The 10096-nt window shown below is 57.8% G+C and carries 8 protein-coding genes; all 8 read right to left on the bottom strand.

Annotated elements, in window-relative coordinates; genetic code table 11:
* Positions 1–244: 244 nt before the first annotated feature.
* Positions 245–1624 carry a TonB family protein gene (locus LC059_RS01400; protein ID WP_226702044.1) on the bottom strand — a complete coding sequence of 460 codons (1380 nt, stop codon included), beginning with the start codon at positions 1622–1624 and terminating at the stop codon, positions 245–247.
* Between the two features lie 9 nt (positions 1625–1633).
* Entirely contained in the window at positions 1634–2209 is a 576-nt protein-coding gene (locus LC059_RS01395) for an ExbD/TolR family protein (protein ID WP_226702043.1), read from the bottom strand.
* Complete coding sequence (locus LC059_RS01390; protein ID WP_226702042.1) at positions 2206–2817, bottom strand: ExbD/TolR family protein; 612 nt, start codon at positions 2815–2817, stop codon at positions 2206–2208. Before LC059_RS01390 ends, LC059_RS01395 begins: the two co-directional genes overlap by 4 nt.
* Complete coding sequence (locus LC059_RS01385) at positions 2817–3596, bottom strand: MotA/TolQ/ExbB proton channel family protein (RefSeq protein WP_413231527.1); 780 nt, start codon at positions 3594–3596, stop codon at positions 2817–2819. Before LC059_RS01385 ends, LC059_RS01390 begins: the two co-directional genes overlap by 1 nt.
* A 254-nt stretch (positions 3597–3850) precedes the next feature.
* Complete coding sequence (locus LC059_RS01380; RefSeq protein ID WP_226702041.1) at positions 3851–4171, bottom strand: hypothetical protein; 321 nt, start codon at positions 4169–4171, stop codon at positions 3851–3853.
* The gene (locus tag LC059_RS01375) at positions 4171–4758 is read right to left on the bottom strand and encodes a tetratricopeptide repeat protein (RefSeq protein WP_226702040.1); all 588 of its coding nucleotides are present in this window, start codon (positions 4756–4758) and stop codon (positions 4171–4173) included. The genes LC059_RS01380 and LC059_RS01375 overlap by 1 nt, the downstream gene beginning before the upstream one ends.
* On the bottom strand, positions 4755–7985 hold the full coding sequence (locus LC059_RS01370; protein WP_226702039.1) for a tetratricopeptide repeat protein: 3231 nt from the start codon (positions 7983–7985) through the stop codon (positions 4755–4757). Before LC059_RS01370 ends, LC059_RS01375 begins: the two co-directional genes overlap by 4 nt.
* A complete protein-coding gene (locus LC059_RS01365; protein WP_226702038.1) occupies positions 7978–10095 on the bottom strand; it encodes a tetratricopeptide repeat protein in 2118 nt (705 codons plus the stop codon). The genes LC059_RS01370 and LC059_RS01365 overlap by 8 nt, the downstream gene beginning before the upstream one ends.
* Between the last annotated feature and the right edge of the window lies 1 nt (position 10096).

Raw genomic sequence — 10096 nt, 5'->3', positions numbered from 1 at the left:
GCTGCCAGTGAAATTTATTATTTCGAGAGATGCCGCACAGGCGGCGCTACCGGAGAAGGGACCGGTCGCGGAACTTTATTGAAAGGGGGGAATCGGCACCGTGAAACAAGTCATACTTGCCGCGCCGTAAGGGGAACTTTTTCTACGTTTGCCAAACAGTTCTCAAGTAAAGCTAAGGTAACTTCTTAAGAAATGGCAGAGCCACCCAGGGGGAGTCCCTGGGTGGCTACTTTTTGGACTGCCGTCAGGCTGCGGGCAGGAAGTCGATCGGGTACAGGATGGTGATGGTCGGCACACCCTCCTTGGGCCCGAAGTTGAACCGCTTCACACGGTCAACAATCTTGCTGTCCAGCGTGGGCGAGTCCATATCACTGTTTTCGACCTGTGCCAGCGACACCGAGCCATCAGGTTCAATGGTGATCTTGAGCACCATCTTGCCCTGCAGCGCCGGGTTGTTTCGCAGCTCGCGGTTGTAGATCCGGTACAGCGCCGACTTGTAACGGTCGAACACGATCTGGATCTCTTCGTCGGTACGCGACGGCCCCATGCCATCACTAAGCGGCCGCTCTTCACCGGCGAAGTCACCTTCGGTACCGATGCCACTGGACACCCGCGAGAAGCTCACCCCATCGAGTGACGTTCCCACACCGCCAGCGTTGCGGCTGAGTGCGGCGGTATTGATACCGTCGGAGCCGGATTTCGCGGCTGCGGTAATGAGCGAGCGCTGACTCCGGTTTTCCTTTTTACCTGTCGTACTGAGCTGGGTCTGCTGCCCCAGACGCTGGTCGAGATCATCCTGGATCAACTCCTGGAAGTTGTCCTTGAATGCCAGGACACCCGCGCGCTCAACCTTCTTGCGCACCTGCTTTTTCTCCACATTGGAGGGCTTGGGCTCTTCCTTGGCAATTTCCTGCTTGGGCTTCTCAGGCTCTTTCTTTTTCTCTTCCGGCTTTTTCACCACCTGCTCGGGCGGCGGCTTGGGCTTGGTTTTCTTCTCCAGCACCAGTTTGGCCAGGCGCTCAGGCACCTCTACCACCTCGTCCTCATCCGGTTCCGGCAACTGCCAGACATGGATACCGAAGCCGAGGAAAAACGCAACCAGCAGACACGCGAGCAAGCTGCGGCGGAAGCGCCGCTCATCGTCGCCATTGGTGTTCCACGGCATGATGGCGTTGCGGAAGGCGTTATCGCCCAGCTCACGGGTGACTTCGTATTCGTAATGAACATCCTCTTCCGCCTGGCGAATCTCACGGAACTCCGCATCCAGATCAAAGAGGTCGTCCCGGCAGTCTTCCATCTTGTCCTGGATCTTGCGCTTGCGCTCAAGCAGCAAGTCCAGGTTTGCGTGGTAGATGCTGACGGTTTTCTGCAGGCGATGGATCAGCGCCTTGGAAGCATCCTGCTTATAGTGCTCCGCCCAGAACAGATCGCCGGCACCGGCGTCTTCAAGCTTTCCGAGGCGATCGGAAATCTCATCGAGCAGCTGGTGCTTGGCCTCATCCTGACGCAGCGAATCCAGCTTGCCATCAACTTCGCCGTACTCACCTTCGAGTGCAGCCAGCTGCTGGCGTACTGCTTCCTGCTTCGCTGTCAGTGCCTGTTTTTGTTGATGAAAATTATTCACAAAGGCTCACTAACTCTGAGATGCTTTTTGAATCACCGCCAGGGAAATTCGCGTGTATCCGGCGTTGGTGCAGCTGGACATGACCTTCTTCAATATTGCGAACGGCACCGTGCGGTCCGCGAGGATATTCACCTCCGGCGGCTCCGCCAGTAGTTCCGCCATGGCTTCGCTCACGTCTTCACCGGCTGCGGCGCGCTCTGCGAGTACGGCTTTGGCTTCTTCCAGCTCAGTCTCTGCCATGGTCACGGCTTTACCGACTTCCTGCACCATCGCTTCCTGGATCGCTGCCACCACCAGCTCTTCACTCTGATAAAGATCTTCGGTCTTCATCACCGGCTTGGCTTCGATCAGGACTTCGTCGTGGGTCACCATGAGGGTAACGGTTTCCCGCGGTTTGGATTCAACCACCGAGTCCGGCAGGGTAATAACCTTGGGTGCTTCGATGGCTTCATTGCTGGCACTGTTGGTCAGCAGGAAGAACACCAGAATGGTGAATACATCCATCAGCGAGGTGAGGTTCATGCCGGACGTTTTGCGCTTGCGGCTGCGCGCCATGCGCTTCATGCGTCTGCTTTCACGTTTCATGGCGCATCCCCCAGTGAAATATCGGGAAAGAGTTCCAGCGTTTCCGGTTGGGCTTCAGGATCCGGCTGTGCGCCCTCTTCCACTTTGGGCATGACCTGGGCACTGCGCACCGCATCCATAATGCCGACGAGGTGTTCGTAGGCCACATCCTGTTCCATCAACAATGTGGAATCCGTTTTTTCCGGATAGGACTCTTTGATTCGCAGCAAAAACTCGCGCAGCTTGGCCAGGTCGTAGACTTCTTCCGTGGGCGGAATAATCGGCAGACCATTCTCATCAGCCGGTACTTCCGCTCCGGCACCACCTTCACCAGCTGTAGCAGCCGCGGCTTCCGCGCCCTCTTGCTGGTTCAGATTTGGAAAACGCGCAATTACCTTGTCGCCATCACTGATTTCGAGCACTTTCTGCCGAACGACCACTTCCAGGGTCACTCCCGGGTCTTCCGCTCCGCCCCCGGCTCCGGTGGGCATATTGAGCTCCAGAATAGTGACCCGGGAAAACACTGCGGAAACCAGCAGGAACGGCACCAGCACAACCATAAGGTTCAGGAATGCGGTGATATCCAGTTCCGGGGCTTCTTTTGTTCTACCGTGACGCCTGCTTCTCATTACGCGGATTCCGGTTTGGTCACTTCTTCAGTAGCAGAGGCCGTTTTTTTCTGGGCCTGCTGGGTTTGCTGCACGTCGCGATTCACGGGTTTGCCAGACTTCGGTTCAGCGACCTTTTCTTCCTTGGCGGCATCGCTGCGGCGGCGAGTACCGGAAGACATGATGTTAAGTGCTTTCACCGAGACCATTTCGAGGCTGTCAACGATCTGGCCGGTAAGGGAGTTAAGCAGCGCATGCACGATCAGCAGTGCGATACCCACCATGAGGCCGAAGGCGGTGGTGTTCATCGCCACAGAGATACTGGCGGAGAGCAGGTCTGCTTTTTCCGCGGGGTTGGCGTTGGCTACGGCGGTAAAGGCTTCGATAAGGCCCATAATGGTGCCGAGCAGGCCGAGCAGCGTGGCGATGTTGGAGCCAAGCGCAACGTAGGGGGTACGCTTTTCCAGCTGCGGGATGCTCTCCATGATGCTTTCTTCCATGGCGATCTCGATGTCTTCGCGACGGCGTACGGCGCCCTGACGTTCGAGGCCCATGGCGAGCAGGCGGCCTACACCGGTGTTGTCGTCTTTGACGAGGTTACGTGCGCGGTCAAAGTCGCCGGTGTTCAGTACGGGTTGTACCTTTTCCCAGGTGGCGCGGTTGGTACTGCGTTCGTAGACGAGGCGGATATATCGCTCAATGGCGACCGCGGTGCCGAGCGCGAATACCACCAGAATGGGGTACATGAAAATACCACCAGTCTGAAAAAACGCGATTACGCTGTTAAAGAAATCCATCATTTGCCCTCTTGGTTTTCTTTCTCGGTTCCGCGGTTCTTTTCCGCTTTACCTATAGGTTTTTACTTCGTTGCTAGCTTTTTGAGCTCTATTTAGAGCCCGGTGGCGGCGCGGCACCGGGGGCGAGTTTTCAAAACCGCCATAAATACATCCCTGTAGGCTGCGTCGGCGACGTCCGTGTCGCCGACGCTTTTGAAAACTCGCCCCCGGCACCCCGCCTTCAATTCTGGCCTGGGTACTTCGTTAGCTTTTGGTTCTCAGTCTTCTGTAAGACTGAGTTCGTAAAACTCAAGCTCTCGCTCAAATACTTCCTTATCCAGTGGCTGCAGGCTCGGATCCAACAGGCTGGAGTTCAAGCCGCTCTCCACCCCGACTTCGGAGCTTTTCCAAGGCACGATGTAAAGTGACTTGGGCGCCTCCTTGTTACCGATAATGGAGATACCAGACAGTTCTTTTACTTCGCTGTCGACCTTCTTTTGTGACTCTTTGCTCTCTTCCTGTGCATGCGCCAGTGGCTGCACCAGTAGAAGGGCTAGCAGGGAGAAACCGATCGACTTCGTGAATATTTTTGCTTTCATCAATTGGCCCGCCGTTTCAGGTCAGCCACCCAGATGGAGACTTTGGGGTCTTCAGGTTCATATTTCAGGTACTGCTGGAATTGTGCGAGTGCACAATTCACATCCTGGAGGTAAAGGTCACACAAGATGCCGAGATTCTTGATCAGCGGTAGGTGTTCCGGGTGTAGTGCGAGCGCGTCGTTGTAGGTTTTGCGGGCTTCATCAAAGCGGCCCTGGTGGCGGTAGAGTACGGCCAGTTCGTTACTGGCGACCGGATCCAGGGGAGCTGCGCGAAGCGCCTCGAGGAACGACTCTTCCGCATGCTTTTCGTCGCCCATTTTAAAGTAGGCAATACCGAGATTTACGTAAGGCGCGGACAGTCGCTGTTCGCGTTCTACGACGCTCTGCAAAAGCTCGACGGCTTCCGGGTAGCGTTCGCCCTGCAGGTATTCCACCGCCTGCAGGAAGTCCCGGTTAACGCCGCCGGCGACCTTGACGTTCATGGGGTCAACCGGGCGGTTGGAGGTTTTGGGGCCGCTAGCACAGGCGCTGAGTAGCAGCACCGCGATACAAGCGAAGCCGGTTAGAAGACGCTTGGTGATAATCATCCTTTGTCTCCCTCGGTTTCCGTCTCCGCCAATACTGTCGGCTCGGCGGCTTCAGCCTTCTCCGGTTCTTTCTCTTCCTCTACATCCGGTACCGGCACTATCGTCATGACGATGTTGTGCGCATCTTCCGGGCGGTCATAGCGGGCGGGCACGAGACCGGCGAGCTGGCCGATACTTTGGCCTACCCAGCGGTTGTAAATGCCGGCTGCCATAAGATCGATGTTTTTCTCGTGTACGGAAATGGCGCGCTCTTCGAACGGATAGATCTGCTCTTCCAGCGCCAGCTCGTACTCTTCGAGCTCCATCGCATTCAGATTGGTGGGACGCTCGGAGTCCTTGAGGGCTCGGCTGAAGTGCAGGTAGATTTCGCCCAGATAGAAAGTGGCGGCTGCGGTGACGTCTGCCACCTGATAATCGATGAGGTCGCTGAACGCGCTGACGGCAGCTTTCATGCGCGTGCGCTTGTTGTTGAGGTTGCGCTCCAGCGGAGCGACCAAGGCGATCTCTTTGAAGGCATCAAACTTGGGCTCGGCCAGCTGCAGTGCGGCGCTACCGGCCAGATAACGCGTGCGGTCATTGCGCTCGTTACCACCGCGCGCCTCGATGCGCACCATTTCTTCCAGGGTATTGAAGTAGGCCTTGCGGTTGCCACTGTTGTTGTAGATATCGGCAATACGCTGGCGGGTTTCCAGCGCCGGCTCCATGGGGTTCGGAAAGAGCTCAACGTAGCGGTTCAGTACAGCAAGCGCCTTGTCGTAGCTCTTGGCTGCACCGTAAAGGTCCGCAGCCTGGGTGAGCGCTTCACGACGCACGTCTTCATCATCGGATTCGCGTTCGATACGCTCGAATTCTGCGCCGGCCAACAATAACTGGCCGCTTTCCTGATAGACCACCGCCAGCTTCTTGGTGACCTCTTTCTGCAGATCGTGCTGGGGATGGTTCGCACGGAATGCCTTGAGCACATCGGCGGCACGCGTCCAATTTTCCAGCTGAATCAAAGATGCGGCAGCGTCGTACTCGGCGGTGGCGAGAATGGATGCCCCCGGTGCCGCGTTGCGAATGCGCAGGAAGTGCTCGGCGGCGGCCAGGTGATCTTCAGCACGACGGGCCACATCGCCCTGCTGATAAATGGAGCCAGCCAGGTTATCCACCAGGTCGGCGCGATCCTTGGCATCGGCGGCGGTCATGGCGAGGGCCTGGCGGTAGCCGGCCTCTGCGTCGGTATAGGCTTCAGTATCGAACGAGGCGTGGGCCACCAGCAGCCAGGCAGAGCGGCGAATCTCGTGCTCTGCAGCGGGGAACTTCTCCAGCAACAGGCGGCCATTCTGGATGGTTTCGGCAAAGCTCTTAAGCTTGTATAGATCATCCACCGCGCCCAACAGAATCTGTGGCGCCTTTCCATGCTGCGGGAAGGTTTCAGCAAAAGTCAGGGAAGAGCGGATGATCTCTTTCTGTATGGCAGTCTTCTGTGCGGTGCTGCTTTTTGCCAGATCATTTTTCAGGTGCTCGCGGTAGGCAAACACCGCCGCGTAGCCGGCCTCACTGGCGTTTTCATTGATTTCATGACCGGTGTAATGGTACGCGGTGCGCTCGTACTCCTGTGCGGCGTTGAGGAAATCTTTGTTCTCAAGCATCAGGCCCGCGAGCTGGTAATTGATTTCCGGTGCCTTGGGTTGATCCGCAAACGAGCTCAGGTAGCGGCGGTACCAGTGAATGGCCTCCGCGTAATTCTCTCCGCGCTTCTTCGCGAACTGCTCGTCTTTCGGCTTCACATTCTGGTAAGCCGCGTGGTAGTGGCTCGCGAGGTCAATCAGGTTGGCCTGCAGGAATTCCACCACTGTGGCGTATTCCTGGATATCGAATACGGTCCAGTATTTGGCCTCCAGCGCATAGGTATTCGCGAACTCTTTTTTCGCCTCAAGCACCAGGCGTGGGAAGCCGCCTTTCTGGTAAATCTCGATCACGCGAATGGAGAAGTCCGGAGACACCCGGTGCAGTGGGTTGCGCTCTACGAAGGTGGTGTAGGACTTTGCCGCATCCTGGTAACGACGCTTGTCGAGATAGTATTCACCGAGGTGGCTATAGACGTAGGACTCATAGTCCCGCGTCCCCTTACGGGTAAAGTAATCGACAATGGATTCCGCACCACCCAGGTAGGAGAAGCTCAGGCTGATTACGCGGAAAGTGTCCTCGATGTGCTTGCGCTCGGTCTCGTTCGACTGCTGTTCAAAGTCGTAGCCCTGGGACACCTTGTGATCAAGCATGCGTACGAAGTCGTCCAGTGCCATCTCGTACATGTCCTGCTTGAACAGGGCCCAACCGCGCTTGTATATCGCCAGTTCGAAGAAGCTGGAGGCCACGCCCATGTCGATCACGCGACCGTAGGATTCTTCCGCGTCCAGGTATTTCTTGCGGGTAAAGTAGTACTCGCCGAGGCGGAAATAGGCCTCATCGAGATGGCGAGAAGCGGGATATTTGGCAACCAGCTGGCGCAGGATATTGACTGCCTCTTCGATCTCCCCGGTTTCCTCATAGGCGCGGGAGAGCTGGTACATCACCTGGTCGTTGCGCTCGTAGTGCGGGTACTGCACCAACAGCTTTTGATACAACGCGATGGCCTCGCGGGCATTGGCAGCGAGCAAAGCGTCGGGGTTGTCGCCGGGCAGGGAGCCATCGACCTCCCCTCCCTCAATCGCCACCGATGCGGTCGCGCGGGCTTCAAAGTCTGCCTGGTTTTCATCACTGGCGCGGGCCACGCCCTCCAGCGCGACCTCGGTAGCGGGAGCTGCTGTCGTAACTGCAGCGGATTGCGGTGCATCCAGGTTGACCTGGCCTGCTGCTGCTTTGCGTGCGGCAGCAGCGGTAATCGCAGAGGTGACATCTTCCTCGGAAAGAATGCGCGTCTCGGTCGACGAGGAGTAAGCGCCCTCTTCCGCGCGGTGTGCCTGCTTGATTTTCAGGTCGGCAATACGGCGGATGGCTTCCGGCGTGAGGGCCGTCTCCGGGGTTTCCTGCAGGTATTTCTGATAACTGGCGAGCGCTTTTTCCAGGCTACCGTCAATCCGGGTTTCCTGAATTTTGATATCCACTTTCTGCAGGCTGCCGATGGTGCCTCCGCTGTTGCTGGCGCAAGCGCTCAACAACAGTGCCGCGGAAGCCGCAGACACCAGGGCAACGCGGCTGAAATTCAGGCTGAGCCGATTCTTGGCCATTTCGCGATTACGCATCGTCCGCACCCTCCGAGCTTTCCACTTCAGGCTCTGAATTTTCCTGATCCGGCGCTTGCAGTTCGGGCGGATTATCAGTGGGCAAAGGCTCGCCATCCGGGTTCACAGCAGGTACGTCCTGATCAGGCTGGACCTGCTTCAATTGTTCCACCTGCTCCTGATACTGCTCAACTTTGCGCTCGTCTTCGCGCCGCTCTTGCAACTCGTTGGCCCGATCGTAGCTATCAGCAAGGGCAAAGCGGGCCTTGATCTGATAACTCTCCAGTTGTGCGCGGCGCTGATCCAGTTCGTGAATCGCGAGCTGCTCGAGCATGCTGCCCTGGCGTGCCATCAACTGGTCAATGCGATCCTGTGCACGATGCAGCCCGCCGCGCAGGCTGGCAATCTGGTCGGTGTAACCCTCATAGCTGTGGGTAGCCGCCTGACGGGTACGCACATAGCGCTGGTAGGTCTCCTGCAGCGTGGCGATCACACCGTCGAGTTCCTGCAGGTTCTTGTAGGCTTTGGTCAAACGGTCATCGAACTCGCGGGACAGGCGGAATTTCAACACGCCCTCGAGACGCGCGATACGCTCTTCAGTCTCTTCGCTGTTCAGGCTGGGATTGTAGGCAAGGATTTCGCGGACCTGCTCGAGAATCAGGCGCGCTTCGGTTTCGCTGCTTTTTGCCAGTAATTCCGGGCGGCGGTTCACCAGCAGATTGTCGATACGCGCGGCCAAGCGCTGCCGCTGCTCCAGTCGCATCTTGATGCGGGCATCGATCTGGCGGAAGGTCACATCGAGGCCGGGAAGGATCGGCTCGTAGTAGCTGCGACGCAGGGCGATGATTTCCTCGAACGCCTCCAGGCTCTGTAGCCAGTCGCGGTTGCGTTCGAACAGGCTGTTCAGGTCCTGGTAATTACGCAGGAATTCCTGGTAGTCGTTGGACGCCATCAGGTCGAGCAGGTAGTGCGTTTCCGGGGCATCGGGCAGCTTGCGCAGCTCCACCACCCAGTTCTTGACCTGGCTCGCCTCTTTGCGGCGCAGCGCCTCGAGCAACCTGCCCTCGCGGATACTGGTAATGGAGTCAGTAAGTACATCCACCTGTTCGCCGAACAGGTCCAGCGCCTGGCCGTAGTTCACCGCTGCGGTGCTGTGTACATCCAGTTTGCCGTAGGCGTAAGGCACCGCCAGCATGGCCTCGTGCACGGCCGCGTCGGTGGGCCGACGCTCTTTCAGCATCTGCCAGGGCACCAGGGCGCGATCGTAGCGCCCCGCGTTGGCCTCTACCCAGCCGGCACCCAGTAGCGCCTGATCAGAAAAGGGGCCGGAGAGCTGCACGCGATCAAAGTAATTGCGCGCGCGGTCGTACTCTTCCGCCTTCATCAGCTGGTTGCCCAGCAGCAGATTGGTTTTGTCCTGCAATGCCTGCTTGGCATTGCCACTGCCAGCATTGCGGCCGAGGCCATCGAGTACCAGCACGCCCTTTTCGGTTTCGCCGGCTTTCAATAGCGCGATACCCAGGTTGTACTCCACAAAACCCTGCAGGGACTTTTCCCCTTTCAGGTCTTCCAGCAGTGCCACTGCCTCTTCGAAACGGCCAAGCTGCATATACACCCGCGCCCGCAGAAACTGCTCATCGGCGCGCACCCGCTCGGGCACTCGCCCCTGGATCAGCTCTAGTGCATGCAGGGCATTGGCGAACTGCTGCTTCTGGTAATGAATTTTTGCCAGCCGGTACGCGGCCTCATTTTTGATCGGCTGCGCCACATTGCCCTGCAGCACCTGCTGCATCGCGCGACCGGCCTCCCGATGCATGCGGTAGGAAAGCTCCAGGTCACCCACGGCAAATTCAGCCTGACCGAAATGCACACTGAAGGGGTCAAGCTCGGGATCGTCCAGCAGGCGGTGCTGCTGAAGCTCCGTGTCCAGCCCTGAGATAGCATCGACGTAATTGTCCTGGTAGGCATTGAACAGCGCCTCACCAAAGAACAGGTCCTTGAGCTCATCAGTATGCAGCGCTCCCGGGTCCAGGGGCGCTTTGGCCTGCACAGGAATACTGTGCAGCGAGCTGAACGCCGACACACTCGCGAGAGTAACGCCGGCGATTGCACAGGCCAGACGGGGGAACATG

It is taken from the genome of Microbulbifer elongatus (assembly GCF_020524885.1).
Taxonomy (GTDB): domain Bacteria; phylum Pseudomonadota; class Gammaproteobacteria; order Pseudomonadales; family Cellvibrionaceae; genus Microbulbifer; species Microbulbifer elongatus_A.
Note: the sequence above shows the minus strand (reverse complement) of the source record. Positions and strands in the feature narration are given on the sequence as shown.

Bases quoted from the DNA above. Each gene is read 5' to 3' on its own strand.
- LC059_RS01370 (WP_226702039.1), bottom strand. From the start codon at position 7,985: ATGCGTAATCGCGAAATGGCCAAGAATCGGCTCAGCCTGAATTTCAGC.
- LC059_RS01395 (WP_226702043.1), bottom strand. From the start codon at position 2,209: ATGAAACGTGAAAGCAGACGCATGAAGCGCATGGCGCGCAGCCGCAAG.
- LC059_RS01385 (WP_413231527.1), bottom strand. From the start codon at position 3,596: ATGATGGATTTCTTTAACAGCGTAATCGCGTTTTTTCAGACTGGTGGT.
- LC059_RS01375 (WP_226702040.1), bottom strand. From the start codon at position 4,758: ATGATTATCACCAAGCGTCTTCTAACCGGCTTCGCTTGTATCGCGGTG.
- LC059_RS01380 (WP_226702041.1), bottom strand. From the start codon at position 4,171: ATGAAAGCAAAAATATTCACGAAGTCGATCGGTTTCTCCCTGCTAGCC.
- LC059_RS01390 (WP_226702042.1), bottom strand. From the start codon at position 2,817: ATGAGAAGCAGGCGTCACGGTAGAACAAAAGAAGCCCCGGAACTGGAT.
- LC059_RS01365 (WP_226702038.1), bottom strand. From the start codon at position 10,095: ATGTTCCCCCGTCTGGCCTGTGCAATCGCCGGCGTTACTCTCGCGAGT.